The 23603-nt window shown below is 71.3% G+C and carries 18 protein-coding genes and 2 pseudogenes; 9 read left to right on the forward strand and 11 right to left on the reverse strand.

Annotation, left to right across the window (positions count from 1 at the left end; translation table 11 throughout):
* Window positions 1-114 precede the first annotated feature (114 nt).
* Window positions 115-960: an NmrA family NAD(P)-binding protein gene (locus AQI88_RS14105; protein WP_066997613.1), complete on the reverse strand. Its 846-nt coding sequence runs from the start codon at window positions 958-960 to the stop codon at window positions 115-117.
* A 105-nt stretch (window positions 961-1065) separates the two neighbouring features.
* Here AQI88_RS14105 and AQI88_RS14110 point away from each other — a divergent pair, with 105 nt between their 5' ends.
* Together AQI88_RS14110 and AQI88_RS14115 are read left to right on the forward strand one after the other, a co-directional pair.
* Window positions 1066-2016, forward strand: coding sequence for an AraC family transcriptional regulator (locus AQI88_RS14110; RefSeq protein WP_066997616.1), 951 nt, complete (start codon window positions 1066-1068; stop codon window positions 2014-2016).
* Window positions 2017-2026: 10 nt separating this feature from the next.
* Window positions 2027-2707, forward strand: a pseudogene (locus AQI88_RS14115) (helix-turn-helix transcriptional regulator); the annotation flags it as partial.
* Here AQI88_RS14115 and AQI88_RS43010 read toward each other — a convergent pair.
* A complete protein-coding gene (locus AQI88_RS43010; protein ID WP_079057562.1) occupies window positions 2699-3097 on the reverse strand; it encodes a VOC family protein in 399 nt (132 codons plus the stop codon). The pseudogene AQI88_RS14115 and the gene AQI88_RS43010 sit on opposite strands and share 9 nt — an antisense overlap.
* Before the next feature lie 352 nt (window positions 3098-3449).
* Here AQI88_RS43010 and AQI88_RS14120 point away from each other — a divergent pair, with 352 nt between their 5' ends.
* The gene (locus AQI88_RS14120) at window positions 3450-3872 is read left to right on the forward strand and encodes a hypothetical protein (protein ID WP_066997619.1); all 423 of its coding nucleotides are present in this window, start codon (window positions 3450-3452) and stop codon (window positions 3870-3872) included.
* Between the two features lie 12 nt (window positions 3873-3884).
* On the opposite strand, the gene AQI88_RS14125 is transcribed toward AQI88_RS14120, so the two are convergent.
* The 7 genes and pseudogenes from AQI88_RS14125 to AQI88_RS14150 form a co-directional block, all read right to left on the reverse strand.
* Entirely contained in the window at window positions 3885-4403 is a 519-nt protein-coding gene (locus AQI88_RS14125) for a hypothetical protein (RefSeq protein ID WP_079057563.1), read from the reverse strand.
* A 139-nt stretch (window positions 4404-4542) separates the two neighbouring features.
* Complete coding sequence (locus tag AQI88_RS14130; protein WP_066997625.1) at window positions 4543-5184, reverse strand: VOC family protein; 642 nt, start codon at window positions 5182-5184, stop codon at window positions 4543-4545.
* A 162-nt stretch (window positions 5185-5346) separates the two neighbouring features.
* Window positions 5347-5415, reverse strand: a pseudogene (locus AQI88_RS48790) (hypothetical protein); the annotation flags it as partial.
* Between the two features lie 22 nt (window positions 5416-5437).
* Window positions 5438-6478: a LacI family DNA-binding transcriptional regulator gene (locus tag AQI88_RS14135; RefSeq protein WP_066997628.1), complete on the reverse strand. Its 1041-nt coding sequence runs from the start codon at window positions 6476-6478 to the stop codon at window positions 5438-5440.
* A gap of 196 nt (window positions 6479-6674) precedes the next feature.
* Window positions 6675-7580, reverse strand: a complete 906-nt coding sequence (locus AQI88_RS14140; RefSeq protein ID WP_066997631.1) for a carbohydrate ABC transporter permease — start codon at window positions 7578-7580, stop codon at window positions 6675-6677.
* The gene (locus AQI88_RS14145) at window positions 7580-8464 is read right to left on the reverse strand and encodes a carbohydrate ABC transporter permease (protein WP_066997634.1); all 885 of its coding nucleotides are present in this window, start codon (window positions 8462-8464) and stop codon (window positions 7580-7582) included. Before AQI88_RS14145 ends, AQI88_RS14140 begins: the two co-directional genes overlap by 1 nt.
* A gap of 11 nt (window positions 8465-8475) precedes the next feature.
* Window positions 8476-9816 carry an ABC transporter substrate-binding protein gene (locus AQI88_RS14150; RefSeq protein WP_066997636.1) on the reverse strand — a complete coding sequence of 447 codons (1341 nt, stop codon included), beginning with the start codon at window positions 9814-9816 and terminating at the stop codon, window positions 8476-8478.
* Between the two features lie 296 nt (window positions 9817-10112).
* Between AQI88_RS14150 and AQI88_RS14155 the strand changes: the two genes are divergently transcribed.
* The 4 genes from AQI88_RS14155 (at window position 10113) to AQI88_RS14170 (ending at window position 17716) form a co-directional block, all read left to right on the forward strand.
* The gene (locus tag AQI88_RS14155; RefSeq protein WP_066997639.1) at window positions 10113-11636 is read left to right on the forward strand and encodes a glycosyl hydrolase family 28 protein; all 1524 of its coding nucleotides are present in this window, start codon (window positions 10113-10115) and stop codon (window positions 11634-11636) included.
* Window positions 11633-14761: an alginate lyase family protein gene (locus AQI88_RS14160; protein ID WP_066997642.1), complete on the forward strand. Its 3129-nt coding sequence runs from the start codon at window positions 11633-11635 to the stop codon at window positions 14759-14761. Before AQI88_RS14155 ends, AQI88_RS14160 begins: the two co-directional genes overlap by 4 nt.
* Before the next feature lie 28 nt (window positions 14762-14789).
* Window positions 14790-16037, forward strand: a complete 1248-nt coding sequence (locus AQI88_RS14165; RefSeq protein WP_066997646.1) for an alginate lyase family protein — start codon at window positions 14790-14792, stop codon at window positions 16035-16037.
* 110 nt (window positions 16038-16147) lie between these two features.
* Window positions 16148-17716 carry a carboxylesterase/lipase family protein gene (locus AQI88_RS14170; RefSeq protein ID WP_208615781.1) on the forward strand — a complete coding sequence of 523 codons (1569 nt, stop codon included), beginning with the start codon at window positions 16148-16150 and terminating at the stop codon, window positions 17714-17716.
* A gap of 50 nt (window positions 17717-17766) precedes the next feature.
* Here the strand turns inward: AQI88_RS14170 and mmuM are convergent, their stop codons facing one another.
* Entirely contained in the window at window positions 17767-18684 is a 918-nt protein-coding gene (mmuM, locus tag AQI88_RS14175) for a homocysteine S-methyltransferase (protein ID WP_066997649.1), read from the reverse strand.
* 156 nt (window positions 18685-18840) lie between these two features.
* Between mmuM and AQI88_RS14180 the strand changes: the two genes are divergently transcribed.
* Window positions 18841-20214, forward strand: a complete 1374-nt coding sequence (locus tag AQI88_RS14180; protein WP_066997652.1) for an amino acid permease — start codon at window positions 18841-18843, stop codon at window positions 20212-20214.
* A 13-nt stretch (window positions 20215-20227) separates the two neighbouring features.
* Here the strand turns inward: AQI88_RS14180 and AQI88_RS14185 are convergent, their stop codons facing one another.
* Entirely contained in the window at window positions 20228-22330 is a 2103-nt protein-coding gene (locus AQI88_RS14185; protein WP_066997654.1) for an autotransporter-associated beta strand repeat-containing protein, read from the reverse strand.
* 190 nt (window positions 22331-22520) lie between these two features.
* Between AQI88_RS14185 and AQI88_RS14190 the strand changes: the two genes are divergently transcribed.
* On the forward strand, window positions 22521-23603 hold the full coding sequence (locus AQI88_RS14190) for a glycoside hydrolase family 43 protein (protein WP_066997657.1): 1083 nt from the start codon (window positions 22521-22523) through the stop codon (window positions 23601-23603).

Raw genomic sequence — 23603 nt, forward strand, 5'->3', positions numbered from 1 at the left:
CTCGCGCCTGGTGACGGCGCCGCCCCACTACTTACCGCCGCAACGGCGCGAAGCCCGGTGACGGAGACCGGCGGTGCCCGACGGCCGGCACCTGCGCCACGGCTTCCACACGACTCACGGCTTCCACACGCCCGCCGTCGCTGCCTCCCGTACGAACTGACCGAAGTCCCGCGGCTCGCGGCCCAGCACCTCCCGTACGCCGTCCGACAGGTGGGCGTTGCGGCCGTCGAGCAGGGACTCGAAGAGGTCCACCACGAAGTCCAGCTCCTCGGGGGGCACCCCGAAGCCGGCCAGCCGTTCGCCGTACTCCCGGGCCGGCACCGCCCGGTACGACAGCTCCCGCCCCGTCGCCGCCGCGATCTCCGCGACCGCCTCGCCGAAGGTCAGCAGCCGCGCCCCGGAGACCTCCAGCACCTGCCCGGCATACCGGTCGCCCGCGCCGATCGCCGCCACCACCACGTCCGCGATGTCCCGCACGTCGATGAACGGCTCCCGTACCGCCCCGCCCGGAAACACCAGCTCCCCGTGCTCCCGCAGCTCCGCCACCAGCGGACCCTCGCTGAAGTTCTGTGCGAACCACGCGGCCCGCACGACCGTCCACTGCGCCCCCGATGTGCGCAGCGCCTCCTCGGTGGGCCGCGCCTGCTCCTCGCCCCGCGCCGACAGCAGCACCAGCCGCCGCACCCCCAGACCGACCGCCTCGCGGGCCAGACACCCGACCGCGTCTGCCGCGTCCGGCGCCCCGACGTCCGAGGGGTACACCAGATAGGCCGCGTCGGCGCCGCGCAGCACCTGCGCCCACGTCGACCGGTCCCGCCAGTCGAAGCCCCGCGTCCGCGAGGCCGCCCGGACCGTCATCCCGGCCGCCCGCGCGGCCTCGGCCACGCGGCTTCCCGTACGACCGGACGCGCCGGTCACCACCACCGTCAACCCTTGCTCAGTGCCCGTGTTCTGCGTCATGTCCGCCAGTCAACTGCGGCCCCGGGCAAGGGACCATCGCCGATCGGCTCACGCGCATACGCGCGCGTCTACGCTGACCCCATGGACGCTCCCCAAGGCTCGAACATGCTCACGCGGGGGGACCCCCTTGCAGGCCTGCTCGACGGCCCACGCGCGCGTGGCGCCTTCATGATCCGGGCGTGCTTCGAGCCGCCGTGGGCGGTGCGCGTGGAGGACCGGGCCCCGCTGACGGTGATGCTGATGGCCCGCGGTGACGCCTGGATCACCTCCGACGGCGGCGGCGAGCCGGTACGGCTGCTCCCCGGTGACCTGGCCATCGCCCGCGGCCCCGACCCGTACACCTGCGCCGACACGCCCGACACTGCCCCGCAGGCGCTGATCCTGCCCGGCGGCGAGTGCCGCTACCCCGACGGCAGCTCCCTGAACGGTTCCATGGACCTCGGCGTACGCACCTGGGGCGACCGCCCGGACGCCCCGACGGTGATGCTGATCGGCACCTACCTGATGCAGGGCGAGATCACCGGCCGCCTGCTGGACGCCCTGCCCCCGCTGCTGACCCTCCCGGCCGACGTGTGGCAGTGCCCGCTCACCCCGTTCCTCATGGAGGAGATCGTCCGTGACGAACCCGGCCAGGAGGTGGTCCTGGACCGCCTCCTGGACCTGCTGGTGATCAGCGCGCTGCGGGCGTGGTTCTCCCGCCCCGAGGCGGCCGCACCCGCCTGGTACCGAGCGCTCGGCGACCCGGTCGTCGGCCGCGCCCTGCGCCTGATCCAGGACGACCCGGCGCACCCGTGGACGGTGTCCGCGCTCGCCGCCAAGGCCGGGGTGTCCCGTGCGGCCCTGGCCCGCCGCTTCACCGATCTGGTGGGCGAGCCCCCGATGGCCTACCTCACCGCCCGGCGCCTCGCCCTGGCCGCCGACCGGCTCCGCGACACCGAAGACACCCTGGCCGCCATCGCCCGCCGGGTCGGCTACGGCAGCGCCTTCGCCCTCTCCAGCGCGTTCAAGCGGATGTACGGCGTCAGCCCGCAGGAGCACCGCACCCGGGCGGCGTAACCTGGCGTACGTGTACGAGGAGCGGCCGTCCCGGCTGACCGGCGCGGTCGTGTGGCACCGCACCCCGGAGGACCCCGCCGTCCGGCCCGTGCTGCCCGACGGCTGCATGGACCTGCTGTACAGCGAGGGCCGGCTGCTGGTCGCCGGACCCGACACCCGCGCGTACGTTCCTGGGGGCCCGCCCCGCGCCTGGGCGGGCATCCGCTTCTTCCCCGGCACCGCGCCCACCCTGCTCGGCGTACCGGCACACGAACTGCGCGACGCCCGTGTCGAGTTGACCGACCTGTGGCCCGCCGCCCGGGTACGACGGCTGCGCGACCGTGTCGAGGCGGCCCCCGCCCCGGGGGCGGCCCTGGAGGGCATAGCCCTGGACCTGGCTGCACGGTCGGCGGCGGCCCCCGACCCGCTCCTGCACCGCCTGGTGGAGTGCCTGGACGCGGGCAGCCCGGTGGCCGCGACGGCCGCTGAACTCGGCATCGGCACCCGCCAGTTGCACCGCCGCTGTCTGACCGCGTTCGGCTACGGCCCCAAGACCCTGGCCCGCATCCTGCGCCTGCAACGCGCCCTGACCCTGGCCCGCTCCGGAGTCCCGTTCGCCGAGACGGCAGCCCGCTCCGGATACGCCGACCAGCCCCACTTCGCCCGAGACGTACGGGAGTTGGCCGGGGCGACACTCGGAGAGCTACTGAGCGGCCAGAGGTGCGAACAGGTCGACGCCGTTGCCGTCGGGATCGTGCACGGTGGCGTACCGCTGGCCCCAGAAGGCGTCCCACGGCTTCAGCTCCCCGTGGTACCCGGCGCCCACGAGATCCTCGTACACGGCGTCGACCTCGGCCGGCGAGCCGCACCGGAAGGCGAGCCCGACCCGGCCCGCGCCGGCTGACGGCCGCCACCCGGGGTAGAACGACCGGACCGTCTCCTCGGTGTCCAGCGCGAGCACCAGCCCACCGGGCAACTCGGCCTCGACATGCGGCTGTTCCTCGGCCCCTTCGGGGAAGGCCAGCCCGAGGCGACGGTAGAACGCGAGCGAGGCGGCCAGGTCGGAGGCCACCACGCCGATCACGGCGAATCGTGGAGTCATGGGTTCACCGTAGGCAGGCGGAGAGCGCCCGGTCTTGAAGGAATCGGACGTGCCCGTCAGCTCTACGGGCACGAGATGCTCCCCGCGCTGATGGAGTCGGGAACGTACGCCGTCGACCCTGAGCCCCGAGGAGGGCCCTGGCGCCGCTGGGACGAGGTCGGCGAAGAGGGGGCGGCGGCCGACGGGTGTTCGCTCCGGTGTACTCCCTGCCCTCGGGGCCGGCGGGTGCGGTCGTCGTCGCGCCGGGGGACATCCGTGGCACCGCGCTGATTCCGGACCGCTGTGACGGCTACTGCCTGGGCCTGGACGGCAGGGACGGCCCGAACCTCGCTTTGAGGAGTGCGGCCGGCCGGTGGCGACCCGGATGGACGACTGCTCGATCTGGCAGGCGGTGTGGCTCGAACCCACCGCCGTACGCCGTGTTCCCGGCCCGGCTCCCCGGATCACCGGCTGGGCGACCCTGGTGGCGCAGCGGCACAGCACACCGCCCGTCGAGCAGCCCGGGTACCGGAGCCCGCAGTGGGAGGCCGCCGCGGGTGTGGCCCTGGCCCACCTGCTGGTGGCTTCGGCCGGCGCTCCCGTGGCCCTGCCCGGAGGACTCCTCACGGACATGTTCGGCCGCGAGCTCGACGCGCTGCTCCCGCCCGGGCGGCCGACTCGTACGGCGGCCCTGACCGGCCCGGGCCTGCCCTTCCCCGAGGACCGGTCGCGGCTGCCGATGACCGGCGGACTGCCCCGCGACGTCCAGCACGACGACCCGCATACAGCCGGGTGACGGACAGCGGCCTCACTCGTCAGGCGAATTCCGCTGCTGCAGTGCACGACGGGCCGACCGCTCCGCCCGTTCCGCATGGGACATGAGCTGCGCCTGTTTCCTGGGCCACCACGTCAGTTCGACGAGGAAGAACAGGACGAACAGCCACGACACCCATGCCTGCCGCGTCGATCCGGAGAGGGTGTCGATCACAGCGAGGGCCACAGCCAGTCCGGTGAGGAGCAGGACCACCAAGGGGAAGAGGCGATCTTGCTCCCGTGCTTTCCGCAGGCCGTCGCAGTAGTCGATGACGGCAGGCGCCAGCCGGGCATCACCGATGTCCTCACCACGTCGGGTGGCGCGAACCACTGCCGTCCGATCCGCGGGGGCCAGGTCCCTGGCTCCGGGCCAGGCTCTGCCCATCCGTCGGGCTGCCCTGATGCCGTAGAAGGGTCCGAGGACGAGAAGCGCCGCGACTGCGCCCACCCATGATCCCGACTCGGCCAGTACGAACGCGCCGAAGAGGACACCGGCCAGAAGGCCGATGCTCACTGCCCTGCGAACCGGACCGCCTCGCCATACCCAGCCGGGGACCACCACCACGGGCTCATGCTGGCAGTCGTCGCCAGGGCAATCAATCACCCCGGACCGACGACACGGAGGACACGGCTGTACGGCGTATTCGGCCTGGTCAGGCGGACCGTCCGAAGGTCACCGGCCCCTCCGGCGTCTGGACGGTGAACGAGATCATGAACGGCCCCTCGCCGAGCGCGAGTTCGGTGCCCAGCGCAGCCAGCAGGGGCCGGACCTCGTCCGGGTCCGGCACCGTGGCCGACACCTCAAGCAGCGGGGTGACGGGCAGACCCGAGGCCGCCGGATGCAGCGAGTCGCCCCAGTCGATGAGGAACGGGACCAGCCCGGAGGGGTGCGCGGTGCCGCTGTCGGTCAGCCGCCACTGGAGCAGGGTGCCGTCGGGGGTGCGGCGGCTCATCGGATGGACCGGCCCGGGGTCGTACCCCTGCGCTCGGGCGGCCGTGATCGCCGCATCCAGGCCGGGCGGGCTGATCGCCCAGGTCACCGTGCGCGGGCCGGTCAGCCGGTCGACCCCGAACGGCCGCAGATCCACCGGCTCCGGCTGCTCCGGATCCGGCCCGATGATCTCCAGGTAGCTCCGGCCGCCCAACGCGACCAGGTGGTTCCGCGTCCCCAGCCCGACGTGCACCCCACCGGGCGCGGGCGTCACCCCGGTCCGCCGGGCGAAGTCGGCGACGGTCGCGGCGAGATCGGGCGTGGCGAGGACGAGGTGGTCCAGCAGCGGAGGAATGGGCTTCATTCCGGGGGAGGTTACGGGAACGACACCTCTGTGTGGAACGCCTGTGCGGAACTGCCGCCGGGAACGTTCAGGAACGCGGCCCAGGCGGACGGGGCGACGGTGAGGTGCGGGCGGCGGGGGTCTTGGGTCGCGGATGCGGAGGGCGGTGGGTTCGGTGGCGACTTCGAGGCAGGCACCGCCGTCGCCGCTGCTGTAGCTCGACTTGAAGTACGGCGAACAGTGAAGCCCGATCGCATGACCCCGACCGGGACGCTCACCGCGGCGCGGCCGTGCTCGCCCGCCGCACCAGCCGGGTCGACAGTTCCGTACGCGTTCCCTCCGGGCGCTCGCCCTGCATCATCCGCACCAGCAGCCGCAGCGCGGTCGCCGCCATCTCGGCGAGCGGCTGCCGGACCGTGGTCAGCGCGGGGGCGACCCAGCGGGCCTCGGGCAGGTCGTCGAAGCCGACCACACTGACGTCGTCCGGCACCCTGAGCCCCCGCTCGGCCAGCGCCGCGTAGACCCCGAGTGCCATCCGGTCGGCGCACACGAACAGCGCCGTCGGCGGCTCGGGCAGGTCCAGCAGCTCGTGCGTGCGCAGCCGGGCGGTGGCCTCCTCGAACCCCGCGTGCCGCACATACTCGGCGCGGTGCCGCACCCCGGCCGAGGCCAGCGCCGAGCGGTAGCCCGCCACCCGGGCGCTGCTGCACATCCTGCGCCGATGCCCGGCGAGCACCGCGATCCGTTCGTGCCCGAGAGCCAGGAGGTGCTCGGTCGCGGTCACGCCGCCCTGCCAGTTGGCCGCCCCCACCGACACCACCCCCGCCGGCGGCTCGTGCACCGGGTCGATCAGCACGTAGGGGATGCGGTGGTGGTCCAGCCAGGCGTACTGGGCCGGGGACAGCTCCGCGAGGTGGAACAGCACGCCCGAGGAGCCGCGGGCGGTCAGCTTGTCCAGCCAGCCGCGCTGCGGGCCATCGCCCCGGGTGCGGTTCAGGCCTGCCGAGACCACCACCTCCAGACCCGCCTCGTACGCCGCCTCCTCCACCCCGTGCAGCACCGCGCCCGACCGGGAGCTGTCGAGCGAGTGCACCACCAGGTCGACCAGGCCCGGCGTCTTCGCCACGTCGAAGCGGGGTCTGCGTACATAGCCGAGCCGGTCCAGCGCCTCGGTGACCCGGCGGCGGGTCTCGGGGGCCACGTCCTCGCGGCCGTTGACCACCTTCGACGCGGTCGGCACCGACACCCCCGCCTCGCGGGCCACCACCGCCAGCGTCGGCCCGGCCGCCACGCTCGTACTCCCCGTACGGACCATAGGGAACCCGCCCCTCCGGCCCGCCCTTGGGCCATCGAAAGTTGCGACCAACGCTGCTTCCGCGGTCTGGTCACCGACCATGCAGAAAGCGCTTCCTACGATAGATGCGCGTCAACACGGCGGGAAGACAGGGGAATTCACGGGATGGGCGCGGGCGGGGCTTTCGAAACTCCGAACGGCGGGAGGCCGCCGGTGGTCACTTCAGGGCGCCCAGCGTCACCCCCGTCCGCCAGTACCGGCGCATCGCGACCATCATCACCGCCATCGGCACGATCGACAGCAGCGCGCCCGTGAGCACCAGGCTCGTGAGGTCGACTCCGGACTCCAGGCGTTTGCCGGTCCAGTTGTACAGGCCCAGGTTGAGCGTCCAGTTCTCCTCGCCGCGCAGCACCGTCAGTGGCAGGAAGAAGGCGTTCCAGGTGTTGACGAAGGCCAGCAGGAAGACCGTGGCGCCGCCGGTCGTCATCATCCGCAGCACGATGGTGAGAAAGATCCGCAGCTCGCCCGCGCCGTCGATGCGGGCCGCCTCCAGGATCTCGTACGGAATACCGGCTTCTGTGTACACCTTGGCGAGATACACGCTGAACGGATTGATCAGACAGGGGATCAGCATCGCCCACGGGGTGTCCACCAGGCCGATCTTCGAGAACAGCAGATACAGGGGCAGTGTCAGCAGCGCGATCGGCACCAGGAAGGAGCCCACCACACACGCGAACACCGCACCCCGGCCCGGAAAGTCGAAGCGGGCCAGGCCGTAGCCGGTGGCGAGGGCGATCAGCGTGCCGCCGAGCGAGCCGAGACCGGCGTACAGGAACGAGTTGGCCGTCCAGCGCAGGAAGATGCCGTGCTCATAGGTGAACAACTGGTGCAGGTTGTCCCACAGGTGCAGCCCCGAGAACCATAGGCCGTTGCTCTGGTACAGGCCCGTACGGTCCTTGGTGGCGGCGACGAGCAGCCACCACACCGGGAACAGGCTGTACGCGCTCGCGAGGACCAGCCCGAGCAGCAGGAAACGCTGGCCCCCGCGCGAGCGTGACGCGGGATCCGGCTCGGTGAGCCGGCGCACCGGGCGGGCCGGCCGGCGTTCTTCGGTGAGCGTCATCAGTCGGCCTCCCGCGCGGTGAGCCGGTAGAAGAGGAAGGAGGCGACGCCGAGGATCAGCGCGAGCAGCACCGAAAGGGCCGCCGCATAGTGGTAGTTGCCCGCGTTGAACGCCTGGTTGTAGATCACCATGATCGGGGTGAAGCTGTCGCCGACCGTCTGCGGAGTGACGTTCCGGAACAGGGCCGGCTCGTTGAAGATCTGCAGCATCTGGATGACCGACAGCATGCCGGTCAGCACCAACGCGCCCCGCACGTACGGCACTTTGATGCTCAGCGCGATCCGCCGCTCGGAGGCGCCGTCCAGCCGGGCCGCCTCGAACAGTTCACGCGGCACCCCTTGCAGTGCCGAGTAGATGATCACCATGTTGTAGCCGATGCCGTGCCAGGTCAGCAGGTTGCCGATGGTCGGCCACGCCATCGACGGCGCGAAGAAGTTCCAGGACAGCCCGAACACCTTGCCCAGCGGGGTCAGCGGGCCGACGTCCGGGCTGTACAGGTTGATCCACACGATGGCCGCGACCACCCCGGGGATCATGTACGGCACCAGCAGCAGGATCCGGAACCGGCCCGCCACCCGCGCGGACACCCCGTCCAGGAACAGCGCCAGGACGAGGCTCACCAGCAGCATCACCGGGATCTGCACAGCGGCGAAGAGCAGCACCCGCAGCACCGCGTGCAGGAACGCCGCATCGGTCAGTCCCTGACGGTAGTTGGCGAGCCCCGAGAACTCCTCGGTGGCACCGCCGAGGCCCAGCCCCGACTGGTGCTCGCGGTAGAGCGACTGGTGGACCGCGTACCCGACCGGGATGAGATACAGGAAGACGAAGCCGAGCTGGAAGGGCACGGTGAAGGCGGCGCCCTTCCAGCGCTGGGAGCGGACCATCGACCCTCGCCTCAGTCCTTGACGCTGATGCCGCGGGACTTCAGGTCCCCGACCGTCCACTGCTGCATGTGCGCGAGCAGATCGGTGACCTTCTGCTCCTTGCTGACGACCTTCGCCCAGCCGCTCTGCAACTCGGTGAACATCGCGGTCCAGTCCGGGCCGAACGTCCAGTCCGTGGTCACCGTGTTCAGGCTGTCGGTGACGGTCTTCCTGGCCGGTTCGTAGTTCCGGCCGAGCAGCTTCGACGAGATGGCCTCGTCGACGTAGGCGCCGCTGTCCTTCAGTGCGGGCAGCACACCGTTGCCGGTGGCCGGGCTCGCCATCGTCTTCACCGCGTCGGCATTGGTCGATATCCACAACGCCGCCTCGGCGGCCTGCTTCTGGTGCGTGCACTGCCTGGTGACGAGGGTGACGCTGCCGGTCAGATTGGTGCCGGCCGGGGTCTTCGCGGCCTCGCCGGTGAAGGCGGGCCAGGGGGCGAGCGCCCACTTGCCGAAGGACTTGGTGAAGTTCTGCACCATGCCGGCCATCTGCCAGGTGGAGATCTGCCGGGTGGCGGTGCCGCCGTTGTCGTAGTTGCGCTGCACGGCCGCGTAATCGGCGAACGACAGCTTGGAGTCGAGGTCGTTGTCGATGATCTCCTGGATCACTTGCGCGGCCTTGAGGGTGCCCGGGTCCTGGAAGTTCACCTTCCAGGAGTTGCCGTCGATGCGGTACCAGTGGGCGCCGGCCTGCATGGCGAGCACCTCCAGCGTGCTCGGGTCCTCACCGGCGTAGTTGGTGATCTTTATGCCGTGCTTCTTCAGCACCTTGCCGGCCGCGATGAACTCGTCCCACGTGGCGGGCGGTTCGAGGCCGTACCGGGTGAAGAGGTCGGTGCGGTAGATGGTGAAGTTCGGCGCCGAGCTGGTGGGAACGCCGTAGATCCGGCCCTGCACCTGCGCGGCCGCCCAGGAACCGGAGTTGAACGTCCCTGCGGCCGAGCGCACGTACGGGGTGACGTCGGCGAGGGCCCCCTGGGAGACCCAACTGGTCACGTACTCGGCGGTGTTCTGCACCAGGCAAGGCGCGTTGTCCGCCTTCACCGCGTTGGTCAGCTGCTTCTGCATGGTCAGCTGGTCGGTGACCTTCGTGTACCTGAGCTTGACGTCCTTGTGAGCGGCGTTGAACGCCTTGACCACGGCGTCCTGGCCGTTCGCCCAGCCCCAGAAGGGCAGGGTGACCGGGCCGTCTGCCGATGCGGAGTCGCCGGATGAACCGGAGCCGCCGCAGGACGTGAGCAGTCCACTTGTCAGCGCGAGGCTCGCCACGGCGGCGAGGAGAAACCTTCTGCGGGGGCTGGTGGAGTTCATCTGACCGTGTTCCTTCGGAAGTTGGCGCTCCAGAACGATTTAGAAACCGGTTTCCACGGGACAGTAGGACGGCGCGGCGAGCCCTAGCAAGGGGTATGCGCGGGAATCTTGCTCCGTGCGGCCCGTCGAACGGTTCATTCACGGCAACCGGTACACATGGTAACCGGTTGCCGTCCGATCGGTTTTCGAAAGTGCATCCCTCCCCTTGACGAGCCCTCGGTACGGGAAGAAGCTCCCCTCACCGTTCATAGCAACCGGTTGCTTCCTGGTTGAGCCGCTCGCCACAGGAGTTCCTCATGAACCTGCCCCTGTCCCGCCGTGCCGCCCTCCAGGCGACGGGCGCCACCGTGCTCGCCGCCGGCCTGTCCGGCCTGGCAGGAACTGCCGCCCGGGCCGACGATGGCAACTCCCCGCCCAGACTGGTCACTTATCCCCGCCCGGCCGCCATGCCCACCAACGCCGGCTTCCGGGTGCGGGTGCGCACCGCGCCCGACGGCGACTGGCAGACCCTCGACATCTGGCGGCCCCAGCTGGAGGAGATCAACCCCACCAGCGGCTCCGGCAAGGTCCACCCCACCTCGATGGTCTACTTCGACTTCCACGGCACGGCCGAGATCGAGGTCATCTACCTCAAGGGCGGCACCACCAAAGCCCGGGTGAGACCCGATGCGCTCATGATCACGCCCGAACTCCTCGGCGACACCCTGCGGTTCACCCTCGACGAACCGCGGGATGTCGTCGTGCAGATCAACGACGAGATCTTCGACTGTCTGCACGTCATCACCAACCGTGTCGAGCAGCAGGCGCCCTCCGCCGACGACCCGGACGTCCTCTACTTCGGCCCCGGCGTGCACACCGTCACCGGCGGCGTCCTCACCGTCCCCAGCGGCAAGACCGTCTACCTCGCCGGGGGAGCCGTACTGACCGCACAGGTCTACTTCAAGAACGTGGAGAACGCCTGCCTGAAGGGCCGCGGGATCCTGTATGCCAACCCCGGCGGGGCCATCCTGTGCGAGAGCAGCAGCAACATCCGCATCGAGGACGTCATCATCCTCAACCCGGCCGGCTACGCCGCCACCTTCGGCGAGAGCCACAACATCCATGTCAGGAAGGCCCGTGCGTTCAGCTCCAAGGGCAACGGCGACGGCTTCGACGTCTTCTCCTCGACCGGCGTCCTCTTCGACGGCTGCTTCATGCGCACCTCCGACGACTGCTTCGCCGTCTACGCCCACCGCTGGAACTACTACGGCGACACCCGCGACATCACCCTCCAGAACTGCACCCTGTGGGCCGACGTCGCCCACCCCGTCAACATCGGCACCCACGGCAACACCGACGCCCCCGAAACCATCGAGAACCTCGTCATCAGGAACATCGACATCCTCGACCACCGCGAACCCCAGCTGGGCTACCAGGGCTGCATCGCCCTGAACCCCGGCGACTCCAACCTGATCAGGAACGTCCGCATCGAGGACGTCCGCATCGAGGACTTCCGCTGGGGCCAGGTGATCCACCTGCGGGTCATGTGCAACGCGAAGTACAACACCTCGGTCGGCCGCGGCATCGAGGACGTCTACGTCAAGAACCTCACCTACACGGGCACCCGCGCCAACCCGTCCCTCTTCCTCGGCTACGACGCCGACCACGCGATCAAGAACGTCACCTTCGAGAACCTCGTGATCAACGGCACGGTCATCGCGGACTCGATGAAGAAGCCGAAGTGGTACCAGACCACGGATGCGATCCAGTGGTTCGCCAACGAGCACGTGCTGAACCTCCGCTTCCTCACCACGGCGGAGGCCGAGGCGGGGGTCCAGTGAGCCCCCTCAGCCGACGGGGGCTGCTGAAGTCGTGGGGGGCGGTGCTGCTCGGGGTGGGCGCGGGCACGCTGTCCGTGGCCGGGGCCCGGGCGGCGGGGGACTTGGACGGGGAGAGCCGGCCCCGGCAGTTCATCCACCCCGGGATCCTGCATACGGCAGACGACCTGGCCCGTATGCGATCGGCGGTCGACCATCGACAGTCGCCCGTCTACGACGGCTACCTCGCCCTCACCGCCCACCCACGCTCGCAGAGCGCATACACCATCCAGAACACCGGCCAGATCTCCTCCTGGGGCCGCGGCCCCGCCGCCTACATGAACCAGGCCGTCGCCGACTCGGCCGCCGCCTACCAGAACGCCCTCGTCTGGGCCGTCACCGGCGACCGCGCGCACGCCGACAAGGCCCGCAACATCCTTGACGCCTGGTCGGCCTCCCTGGAGATCATCACCGGCGCCGACGGACCACTCGGCGCGGGACTACAGGCCTTCAAGTTCGCCAACGCCGCCGAACTGCTGCGGCACACCGGCTACGACGGCTGGGCACCGGCTGCCGTCGCGCGCTGCGAGCGGTCCTTCCTGGACGTCTGGTACCCGGCCGTCTCCGGCTACATGCTCTACGCCAACGGCAACTGGGACCTGACGGCCCTTCAGGCCATCCTCGCCTTCGGCGTGTTCTGCGAGGAGCCCACCCTCTTCGAGGACGCCCTGCGCTACGCCGCCGCCGGCGCGGGCAACGGCAGCGTCCCGCACCGCATCGTCACCGACGCCGGCCAGGGCCAGGAGAGCGGCCGCGACCAAGGGCACGAACAGCTCGCCGTCGGCCTGCTGGGCGATGCCGCCCAGGTCGCCTGGAACCAGGGCGTCGACCTGTGGGGCTTCGACGGCAACCGGATACTCGCGGGCGCCGAGTACGCCGCGCGCTACAACCTCGGCGGCGACGTCCCGTTCACCCCCGACCTGGACCGCACCGGAAAGTACGTCAAGAAGGCGGTCTCGCCCACGGGACGCGGCACCCTGCCCCCGGCCTACGAGATGTACTACGCGCACTACGTGGGCGTCCGCGGCCTCGACACCCCGTACACGAAGGCTGCCGTCTTCCGCGGCACCGGCGGTGCCCGGGCCGTCGAGGGCAGCAACGACGACCTGCCGAGCTGGGGGACCTTCGCCTACGCCGGGGCGAGCGCGCCCGAGCCGTGCGTGCCCACCGCTCCGGCCGGCGTCACGGCCGTCGGGGACGCCCGGGCCATCACCGTGTCCTGGCTGCCCGCCGCCTGGGCGACCGGCTACACGGTACGACGTGCCGAGCGGCCCCGGGGACCGTACGAGCCGCTGGCCTCGGCGGTCGCACAGCCGACGCACACCGACCGCGACGTACGCCCCGGCCGGACGTACTACTACACCCTGACCGCCGCCAACTCCCTCGGCGAAAGCAGCACGTCGGCGGCCGTGCCCGTAACTGCCGGGCTGCCCGCGCCCTGGTCCACGCAGGACGTCGGCACCGTGCAGACCCCCGGCTCCGCGCACTTCGACGGCGAGCGGTTCGTCCTGGAGGCGAGCGGCACCGCCGACACCCACCGCCTGGTCCACCTCCCGCTGCACGGCGACGGCACGGTCACCGCCCGGATCGTCTGGCCGCTCAGCTCCCAGTACTCCAGGATCGGCGTCACGGTCAGAGCCTCGCTCGACCCGGCCGCGACGCACGCCTCGATGCTGATCCAGGGGCTGCCCCTGCACACCTGGAGCGGGGTGTGGACGGTACGGCCACGGGCCGGGGCGCCCGTCTCCGCCACCGGCAGCACCCCGGTGCCGCCGACCCAGCAGCAGACCATCACCACCGGCGCCGCCTTCCCCCTCTCCGACCTGGGCGCGCTGCCGCAGTCGGCGACCCCGCTGGAGGCCCCGTACGTCGAAGGCGCGGGGGACGGATACCGTATGCGGGCGCCGTACTGGGTGCGGGTGACCCGCGAGGGCGACCGCTGCACCGGGGCGATCTCGGCCGACGGTGTCCAGTGGACCGACGTGGGGTCGACGGTATGCGATCTGCCGCACAACGCATATGCCGGTCTCGCCCTCAGCTCCTGCCTCGGCGTCGACGAGGACTACGCCGAGACCGGCACCGGCGCCTTCGACAACGTGAGCGTGCGGTCCGCGGACGGCGTGGTCTGGCGCGTCCCCCGGCCCACCCGCACCGCCACCGACCTGCGCGCCGCCACCGGTACCGACGGCGTCCGGCTGGCCTGGACCGACCCCGACCCCTCGGCCCGCTACACGGTCCAGCGGTCCCCGCACGCCGACGGGCCCTACGAGACCCTCGCCACCGGCATCGGCGCCGTCGGGTTCGGCACCCGCATCCGGTACGCGGACGGCACCGGCACGCCCGGGACGACGTACCACTACACCGTCAGCAAGACCAACTGTGCGGGCAAGGGCCGAAGTTCGCCGCCGATCGGCGCCGTGATGCCCACCGCCACCACCCCGCCGGAGCCGAAGACGGAGCCGGCCGTCACCGGCACACCCCTGCCCGCGCCCTGGACCCACGGCGACCTCGGCGACCTCGTCCGCGACCGGCGCGCCTTCGGCACCCTCGGCGTGGTGGCCGTCCTGACCCCGGGCGAGGCCACCTCCACCGACGGCACCTTCACCGTGCGCGGGGCAGGGACCGACCTGAACGTCAACTCCCAAGGAATGACCGGGCAGTTCGTACGGCAGCCGGTCACCGGCGACTGTGTGGTCACCGCCCGGCTCGTCTCCCGTACCGGAGCCACCGCCGACCGGGTCGGACTGCTGATGGCCAAGTCACTGTCTCCGTTCGACCAGGCCGCCGCAGTGATCGTCACCGGCGGTACGACCGCGCAGCTCATGCTGCGTCCCACGGTCGCCGGAGTCTCCGCCTTCACCGGCACCACGACCGTCCGACTCCCCTTGCTGCTGCGGATGACGCGGGCAGGAACCGCCTTCTCCGCGGCCGTCTCCACCGACGACGGCGCCACCTGGACCCCGCTCGCCACCAGCGCGATCCCGTCCTTCGGTGACGCCCCCTACCACGTGGGCCTCGTGGTCTGCTCCCGCACTCCGCAGGCCCTCGTCACCGCGCAATTCGAAGAGGTGAGCATCACGCCCACCTGACCTTCCCCCACGAAGGAGAACGATCGCGATGAGCCGCCGCGAGCACCACCACCCCCACACCGGCGAGCTGAGCCGCCGCGGTCTGCTGAAGACCGCCGGCGGACTCACCGCCGCCGCCATCGCCGTCGGCTCCGCGTCCGTCGCCCCCACGGCCGACGCGGCACCGGCGAGCTTCACCCACCCGGGCATGCTGCACAACGCCGGAGACATCAACCGGGCCAAGGTCAGGGTCGCCGCCGGCACCGACCCCTGGCTGTCCGGCTGGAACAGACTGACCGCCAACTCCCACGCCCAGTCCACCTGGACCCCCAACCCCCAGGCCACCATCATCCGCGGCGGCACGGGCGAGAACTACGGCATCCTCTACAACGACATAGCCGCCGCCTACCAGAACGCCCTGCGCTGGAACGTGGCCGGCACGGCCGCGCACGGTGACTGCGCCGTGCGCATCCTCAACGCCTGGGCGAGCACGCTCACCACCGTCACCGGCAACGCCGACCGCTTCCTGGCCGCAGGCATCTACGGCTGGCAGCTCGCCAACGCCGCCGAACTCCTGCGCAGCCACACCGGGTTCGACCTCGCCGCCTTCCGGCAGCTGATGGTCAAGGTCTTCTACCCGCTCAACAACCAGTTCCTGACCGGCCACAACGACGCTTGCATCACCAACTACTGGGCCAACTGGGACCTGTGCAACATGGCCTCCATCATGGCCATCGGCATCCTCACCGACGACGCCGCCAAGTACGACCAGGCCGTCACCTACGTCAAGTCCGGTGCCGGCAACGGCTCCATCGCGCACGCGGTGCCGTACCTCTCCACCGACTCCGACGGCTACGCCCTCGGCCAGTGGCAGGAGTCCGGCCGCGACCAGGCCCACAGCATCATGGGCATGGGGCAGCTGGGCGCCCTGTGCGAGATGGCCTGGAACCAGGGCGACGACCTCTACTCGTACGACAACCGCCGCTTCATGAAAGCCGCCCAGTACGTCGCCAAGTACAACCTCGGCCAGGACGTGCCGTACACCACCTACACCTGGGGCAGCAGCCAGAACTGCGCCCAGCAGTCCCAGACCGCCGTCTCCCCGTCCTCCCGCGGCCAGGTCCGTCCGGTGTGGGCGATGCTCCACTACCACTACAACCGGCGCCTGTACCTGGACGACCAGTACATCGCTCAGATGTGCCACTCGGTGGCTCCCGAGGGCGGGGGCGGCGACTACGGCTCCACCTCCGGCGGCTACGACCAGCTCGGCTTCGGCACGCTCATGTACGCCAAATAGCCCGGCGTACACCATTCGGCCGTACACCGGGTCCGTGCACCGGAATACCTCCGCGCGATGTGGTGCTCTGAAGTGAGCGGTGCAGGAGCACGGCGAAGGGCTGGTGGGCGATGACGGCAGACCGGACAGCCCCCGTGGTCACGACGCCCCACGGGACCGTACGCGGCCGGTACGAGCAGGGCGTCGCGGTGTTCCGGGGCATCCCGTACGCCGCCCCGCCCGTCGGCCCCCGGCGGTTCAGGCCGCCCGAGCCGCCCGAGCCCTGGGACGGGGTGCGCGACGCCGGAGCCTTCGGGCCCACGGCGCCGAAACCGCCGTACTCGGAGGCGTTCGCCCAGTACCTGGCCGATCCGGCCGTCGCCGGCGACGACTGCCTGAACCTCAACGTGTGGACCCCCGAGCCGGGTCCCGCAGCCCGGCTCCCGGTCCTCGTCTGGCTGCACGGCGGCGCCCTGACCAGGGGATCCTCGGGCGTCCCCGTCTACGACGGCCGCACCTTCGCCCGCGACGGCGTCGTCTGCGTCTCGGTCAACTACCGGCTGGGAGTCGAAGGCTACGGACTGTTCCCGGACGCGCCCCCCAACCCCGGCCTACGCGACCAGCTCGCCGCCCTGCGCTGGGTCCACGAGACGATCACGGCCTTCGGCGGCGACCCCGGCAACGTGACCCTGTGCGGACAGTCGGCCGGCGCGATCAGCACCGGCGCCCTGATCGCCGCGCCCCAGACCCAGGGCCTGATACGGCGGGCGGTTCTGCAGAGCGGACCGCCGGAGGCCTCGGAACGGGACAGGGTACGGCGCATGGTCCGCCGCATGGCCACCCGGCTGAAGATCCCCGCCACCGCCGCGGCCTTCGCCGCCGTCGACCGCGACCTGCTGCTGCGCACCCAGGCCGAGGTGGGACGGCTGAGCAGTCCCGTACTGGGCGGCCCTGCCTTCGGCATCGTCGTGGACGGCGACCTCGTCCCCCGCGACCCGCTCCAGGCCCTGATCGACGGCGAGGCCGCCCGGGGCGTCGACCTGCTCATGGGCTGGACCCGGGACGAGTACCGGCTGTGGCTGGTGCCCGGCGGACTCGTGGAACACGTCAACCGGCTCGGCCCGGTCGCCCTGGCCGGCGCCATGGCCCGCTGCCACGTCGGCCACGAGGTGCCGCGTGGCTACCGCGCCCTGCACCCGGACGCCGGCACTGCCGAGCTCGTAGGCCAGATGGTCACCGACCACCTGCTGCGCATCCCGCTGCACCGGCTGGCCGACGCCCGCCCCGGCAGCTCGTACCTCTACGAGTTCGCCTGGCCGTCCCGCCTCCCCGGCCTCGGCGCCTGCCACGCCCTGGAACTCGGATTCGTCTTCGACACGGCCGATGTGCCGGAGTCGGCCAAGCTGGCCGGCGAAGGGGCCCCGCAGGAACTGTGCGACGCGATGCACTCGGCCTGGGTACGGTTCGCGGCGACCGGGGATCCCGGCTGGCAGGCCTGGGACGCCACCCATCCGGTACGGATCTTCGACGACGATGTCCCGCATATCGCATACGGTCCACGGGATACGGAAATCGACCTGTGGTCGGCCGCCCCCACCGTCCCGGAACCGTCCCCCGCCTCCGACATCCGGGCCCCCGGAGCCGAACTCGCCTCAGCGGTACGCCGCTTGCGCCGCTCGGTGGGGGCCCGGCGGCGCTGAACGGTCCGCAATCGCCGGACGTCAGAACCTCCTACGGCGAGCAGGCGGACTCACACCCCCCGCGCTATGGCGGCAATCGCCTCCGGCCCCACCCGGCAGCACCCCCCGATCAGCCGAGCCCCCGCATCCCGCCACGCCTTGACCTGCCCGGCGCCGAACGTGGTCCGCCCCTTCCAGGCACGTGCCTCGGCATCCCAGGCTTCCCCGCTGTTGGGATAGACGACGACCGGCTTGCCGGTGACCCGGGCCGCGATGTCGGCGGCGTACTCCACATCCTCCGGGGCGCAGCAGTTGACCCCGACGGCGATCACCTCGTCCACCTCGGCGGCCGGCGCGAAAGCCTCCTCCAGGGGCTGCCCGGCACGGGTGCGTCGACCGTCGACGGTGTACGAAAGCCAGGCCGGCACACCGAGCCCCCGCACCGCACGCAGCAGCGCCGCCGCCTCGTCGGTGTCCGGGATCGTCTCCAGCGCCAGCACATCCGGCGCGGCAGCGGCCAGCACCTCGAGCCGCGGCCGGTGGAAGCGCTCCAGCTCCTCGACGCTCAGCCCGTACCGCCCCCGGTACTCGGACCCGTCCGCGAGCATCGCCCCGTACGGGCCGACGGAGGCCGCCACCCACAGCGGGCGGGAGACTCCCTCGTCACGGGCCTGCCGTGCCGCCTCCCGGGCCAGCTCCACGCTCAGCGTCAGCAGCCGGGCCGCCTCGGCGTGGTCGATCCCGCGCTTGGCGAAGCCCTCGAAGGTGGCCTGGTAGCTCGCGGTGATCGCCACATCCGCGCCCGCCCTGAAGTAGGCGAGATGCGCCTCGGTGACCGCCTCGGGCCGCTCGGCCAGCAGCCGCGCCGACCACAGCTCGTCGCTCAGGTCGTGCCCCGCGGACTCCAGCTGGTTGGACATGCCGCCGTCGAGCACGACCGTCCCGGCGGCCAGGGCTTCGGCGAGGTGGGGGGAGGTGTTGCTGCTCATGTCACGACGCTAGTCGATGGGACCGCGAGCCCCGGATTGTGTCCACCTGATGAACAAATGGACCAGCATGTGGAATGCCGGGATATGATCACGCCCCCCACCCCCGTACGCCGCCGCGCGGCGCCCCCGCGCGCCCCCACGCACCCCGGAACCGCCATGACTGCCCCCAGCCCCACCGAGGCCGCCGCGCCCGAGACCGGGCCCGCTGCTCCCCGCCGTACCTTCGGCCTGGCCGCCGCGACCGCCCTGGTCATGGGCAACATCATCGGCGGCGGCATCTTCGCGCTGCCCGCCACCGTCGCCCCCTACGGCACGGTCAGCCTGCTCGCCTTCGGCGTGCTGTCCGTCGCCGCCGTACTGCTCGCCCTGCTCTTCGGGAAGCTGGCCCGGCGCAGCCCGGTCACCGGCGGTCTGTACGTCTACCCGCGCGACGCGTTCGGCCCGTTCGCGGGATTCCTGTCGGCGTGGTCGTACTGGACGATGTGCTGGGACAGCATCGCCGCCCTCGCGGTCGCCGCGGTCGGCTACGTGGACGTCCTGATACCCCTGCACGGCAACCACCTCGCCGAAGGCATCGTGGCCCTCGCCGCGCTGTGGCTCCCGGCCGCCGCGAACTTCGCGGGCACCCGGTGGGTCGGCGCGGTCCAGATCGTCTCCACGATCCTGAAGTTCGTCCCCCTGCTGCTGGTCGCCACCATCGGCCTCTTCTTCGTCGACACCGACAACTTCGGCCCGTTCAACGCCTCCGGCGGCAGCGTCCCCGGCGCCCTCGCCGCCTCCGCCGCGCTGCTCCTGTACAGCTTCCTCGGCGTCGAGTCGGCCGCGGTCAGTGCGGGCGAGGTGGACGACCCCGAGCGCACGGTCGGCCGCGCGAGCATCCTCGGCACGCTCGGCTCCGCCCTTGTCTACCTCCTGGGCACGGTCGCGGTCTTCGGCCTGGTCCCGCACGACAAGCTGGCCGACTCCGGAGCGCCGTTCGCCGACGCGGTGGACGTGATCACCGGAGGTCACTGGGGCGGCACCGCCATCGCCCTGGTCGCGGTGGCCTCGATCACCGGCTGCCTCAACGGCTGGATCCTCATGGCCGCGCAGATGCCGTACGCGGCCGCCCGCGACGGACTCTTCCCCGCGCCGTTCGCCCGTGTCGGCAAGGGCGGGGTCCCCGGTTTCGGTGTCTGGGCCTGCGCGGTCCTCGGCACGGTCCTGATCGCCCTCAACTACACGGCCGGACCGGACACCACGTTCCGCATCCTGGTCCTGATCACCACCTTCACCGGCTGCGTCCCCTACCTGCTCTCGGCCGCCGCCCAGCTGTACTGGCTGGCCCGCGGCACCCGCGACCGGGTCCGCCCGGCCGGCCTGGTCCGCGACCTGATCGTCGCCGCGCTCTCCTTCGCCTTCTCCTTCTGGCTGATCGCGGGCGCCGGTTACGCGGCCGTCTACCAGGGCGTGCTGTTCCTGTTCGCGGGCATCCCGGTGTACGTGTGGCTGCGCGGCCGCGGGGAGAAGCCGGAGGAGGCCGCAGCCTGAGCTCGGCGTCCGGCTACTCCTGCGCCGCGTGCCGCCCGCCCCTGCGCCGCCCCTTGCTCCGGGTGCGCAGGGTCGCCGGGAACACCAGCGCGCCCAGCAGCCCGAGCGCGAGGACGTACGGCCACCAGCCGAAGCCGTCGGCCGCGGTGCTCGTGGTCCGGCCGGCCACGGCCCCCGGGCCGGCGGCCCTGGTGCGGGCGCCGGGGGCGGGGCGGTCGCCGGTCGCGGTCAGTACGACGTCGTTGCCGTCGCCGCCTTTGTAGCTGATCCGGTAGAGGGTGTCGGCGAGCTTCAGGCGGGCGCCCTCCCGCAGGCCGTCGAAGGTGCCCGTGGTCAGGGAGCGGCCGCCGTGCTCGATGACGGTGATCTCGGGCTCCGGGTCGGCCCCGGCGGCGGACATGTCGAAGGACCCGGCCAGCCGCAGCCTGCCCGCCACCCGCAACGGCCGGTCCCGCAGCACCAGTTCGCCCTTCGCGTGCTGCGTGTAGTCCCCGGCCACCGTCAGACCGCCCGCCACCAGGCCGTCGTTCGTCACCGCACCCTTCACCGTGCCCTTGCCGGTGAGCACGGTGGTCAGCCGCAACCCCGAGGCGCCCGCGTCAAGGCGCGCGTCCGCCGAGGTCAGCCTGATCGCCTTGCTGTGCACCAGAGTCGCCCCGGACCGCAGGGCCAGCGTGCCCTGGGAGACGGTCGTCGTCCCGGTGTAGGTCACCGCGTCGCCCGTGAGCGTGGTCGTCGCGGCGCCCGACTGGACCAGCGCGCCACTCCCGCCGACGTGGGCCAGCTGCACGGGAGTCGAGACGTTCCGCACGAACAGGGTCCCGTCGTTCACGATCCGCCGCCCGGCCGTCCCCGTCAGCAGGGAACCGTCGCCGCCCTTGGTGCCCGAGCCCAGCCGCAGCACCGCGCCCTTCCCGACGGTCGTGGAGCCGTCGTAGTACTGCCCGGCCGCGAAGGTCACGTCGTTCCCGCGCGTCCCCGCGATCACCACGTCCCCGGCGCCGGGCGCGGCCAGCGTGTCGTGGTACCTGCCGCCGCCGATCGGGGCGCCCAGCGTCACCGGGCCGTTGTAGTCGAAGGTGAGCCGGGACCGTCGACCGCCGGCGGTATGCAGGTTGATGTATACGGTGTCCCGCGTGCCCGGCATGAAGATCCGGTGCGTGGTCCCGTCGCCCCACTGCACATCGGCACCCTCGATGTTCGTACCGCGCTTGTTCAACTGGTGGGGAATCGCCCGCCAGTTCAGGGAAGGGTCGCTGAGCGAGGGGTTCGTGTCGCCGCCCCGGTCGCTGTAGCTGTACTGCCCGGTGAGCACCACCTTGCTGCCCGGGCGCGTATGCACGTTGACGTCGCTGCCGTACTCCCGCTGGTAGAAGTCCTGCCGCAGGGTGATCGTCCGGTACAGCGGGGTGTCGATGATCCACGAGCCCTGGTTGAGGATCGCCCGGGCGTGGGGCAGCGCCACCGGGTACTCGGGGCGGCCCACGGCCATCCCGGTGCCGTTGTCGATGACTCCGGAGAAGGGGTGGGTGCCGGCGAGGTCGAGGGTGCCCCATGTGTTGCGCGGCTGGGAGACCAGGCCCGAGCCGCTGATGGTGCCGATGTTGAAGGTGCGGGTCAGGGACAGGCGCAGGGTGCCGTCGACCCGGATGTTGAGCTGGTTCAGCTGGTAGCCGGGGGTGTTGTAGGGGAAGTGGCCGAGCAGGCCGGTGCCGCCGCCGGTTCCGTACTGCAACGTGGCCCCTCGCTCCACCGTGATCGCGGGCGGGTCGGGGCTGGTCACGGTGGTGTACGGGTGGTTGCCGCCCTGGGTGCGCACGACCTGCCGCTGCCGGGACCTCGGCAGCGTGAAGTCGCTGTCCCTGGTGAGGATCAGCGTGCCGTTGCCGCGCACGGTGAGCGTGCCCTGGCCGTGGAAGACGCCGTCGTACGTGGTCGTCCCGGACGGGACGGTGATCACGGTGTCTCCGGTGAGCGTCACGTCCCGACCCGCGAGGACGTCGGCGGTGACGTCCCGGGTACCGGCCGCGGCAGCGGGGGAGAGAGTGCTGATCGTGAAGGCGACCGCCGCGAGGGTGCCGACGGCCGCTGCTGTCCTGTGGGTATGGGTGCGCACGATTGGGAGACGGGCGGGCCTGCGACCGATAACAGAAAATCGCCCACGCTCCAGAAATCGCTTACCCCCTTGTCTCGTCGGACCCGTTGACCTCCTGGTTGCTCGCCCTTACCTTTTCGGCGTTCGGAATGACAGATGGCGTTCGAGATATCGAATCCCTCCTCGCTCTCCCCACCGAGAGGCAGTCCGCATGAGCCGCGACCCCCACCTTCCCCACCTCCCCACCCGCCGCCTGCTGGTGAAGGGCGCCGCAGCCGCAGGTGCCCTGGCGGCGGCGTCCGCCACCCCCGCCCTGGCGGCCCTGTCCGCCTCCCGCGAGGCCGCCCCCTTCGTGAACCCCCTCGTCCTCCAGCGTGCGGACCCCCACATCACCCGGCACACCGACGGCCGCTACTACTTCACGGCGACCGTCCCCGAGTACGACCGCATCATCCTGCGCCGCTCACGCACCCTGAACGGCCTCGCCACGGCCGCCGAGTCGGTGATCTGGCGGGCGCATGCCACCGGCCCGATGGGCGCCCACATCTGGGCGCCGGAACTGCACCGGATCGGTGGCAAGTGGTACATCTACTTCGCCTCCGCCCCCGCCGAGGACGTGTGGGCGATCCGCATCTGGGTGCTGGAGAACGCCAACGCCGATCCGTTCCAGGGGACTTGGGTGGAGCGCGGGCAGATCAAGACCGCCTGGGAGACCTTCTCCCTGGACGCCACCACCTTCAAGCACCGCGGCACCCGCTACCTGGTCTGGGCCCAGCACGAACCCGGCATGGACAACAACACCGCGCTGTGGATATCGAGGATGGCCAACCCCTGGACCCTGACCGGCCCACAAGTCAGGCTGTCCACACCGGAGTTGGACTGGGAGTGCGTCGGCTACAAGGTCAACGAGGGCCCGTACGTCCTCCAGCGCCACGGCCGCGTCTTCCTCACCTACTCCGCCAGCGCCACCGACCACCACTACTGCATCGGCCTGCTGACCGCCGACGCCGACAGCGACCTCATGGCCGCGGCAAGCTGGTCCAAGTCCCAGGCCCCGGTCTTCACCAGCAACGACACGACGAAGCAGTACGGGCCCGGCCACAACTGCTTCACCGTCGCCGAGGACGGCCACAGCGACGTCCTCGTCTACCACGCCCGCCAGTACAAGGAGATCACCGGCGACCCGCTGCACGACCCCAACCGCCACACCCGGATCCAGAAGCTCGGCTGGAAGCCCGACGGCACACCGGACTTCGGCATCCCCGTCGCCGACACGGCCAAGGGGAGTGCGTGA

The sequence above is a fragment of the Streptomyces cellostaticus genome (assembly GCF_001513965.1).
GTDB classification, from domain to species: Bacteria; Actinomycetota; Actinomycetes; order Streptomycetales; family Streptomycetaceae; genus Streptomyces; species Streptomyces cellostaticus.

What these genes read in the sequence shown, in the direction of transcription:
- AQI88_RS14110 (WP_066997616.1), top strand. Translation starts at nt 1,066, where the DNA reads ATGCTCACGCGGGGGGACCCCCTTGCAGGCCTGCTCGACGGCCCACGC.
- AQI88_RS43010 (WP_079057562.1), bottom strand. Translation starts at nt 3,097, where the DNA reads ATGACTCCACGATTCGCCGTGATCGGCGTGGTGGCCTCCGACCTGGCC.
- AQI88_RS14190 (WP_066997657.1), top strand. Translation starts at nt 22,521, where the DNA reads ATGAGCCGCGACCCCCACCTTCCCCACCTCCCCACCCGCCGCCTGCTG.
- AQI88_RS14130 (WP_066997625.1), bottom strand. Translation starts at nt 5,184, where the DNA reads ATGAAGCCCATTCCTCCGCTGCTGGACCACCTCGTCCTCGCCACGCCC.
- AQI88_RS14180 (WP_066997652.1), top strand. Translation starts at nt 18,841, where the DNA reads ATGACTGCCCCCAGCCCCACCGAGGCCGCCGCGCCCGAGACCGGGCCC.
- AQI88_RS14150 (WP_066997636.1), bottom strand. Translation starts at nt 9,816, where the DNA reads ATGAACTCCACCAGCCCCCGCAGAAGGTTTCTCCTCGCCGCCGTGGCG.
- AQI88_RS14105 (WP_066997613.1), bottom strand. Translation starts at nt 960, where the DNA reads ATGACGCAGAACACGGGCACTGAGCAAGGGTTGACGGTGGTGGTGACC.
- AQI88_RS14155 (WP_066997639.1), top strand. Translation starts at nt 10,113, where the DNA reads ATGAACCTGCCCCTGTCCCGCCGTGCCGCCCTCCAGGCGACGGGCGCC.
- mmuM (WP_066997649.1), bottom strand. Translation starts at nt 18,684, where the DNA reads ATGAGCAGCAACACCTCCCCCCACCTCGCCGAAGCCCTGGCCGCCGGG.
- AQI88_RS14140 (WP_066997631.1), bottom strand. Translation starts at nt 7,580, where the DNA reads ATGACGCTCACCGAAGAACGCCGGCCGGCCCGCCCGGTGCGCCGGCTC.
- AQI88_RS14145 (WP_066997634.1), bottom strand. Translation starts at nt 8,464, where the DNA reads ATGGTCCGCTCCCAGCGCTGGAAGGGCGCCGCCTTCACCGTGCCCTTC.
- AQI88_RS14170 (WP_208615781.1), top strand. Translation starts at nt 16,148, where the DNA reads ATGACGGCAGACCGGACAGCCCCCGTGGTCACGACGCCCCACGGGACC.
- AQI88_RS14165 (WP_066997646.1), top strand. Translation starts at nt 14,790, where the DNA reads ATGAGCCGCCGCGAGCACCACCACCCCCACACCGGCGAGCTGAGCCGC.
- AQI88_RS14135 (WP_066997628.1), bottom strand. Translation starts at nt 6,478, where the DNA reads ATGGTCCGTACGGGGAGTACGAGCGTGGCGGCCGGGCCGACGCTGGCG.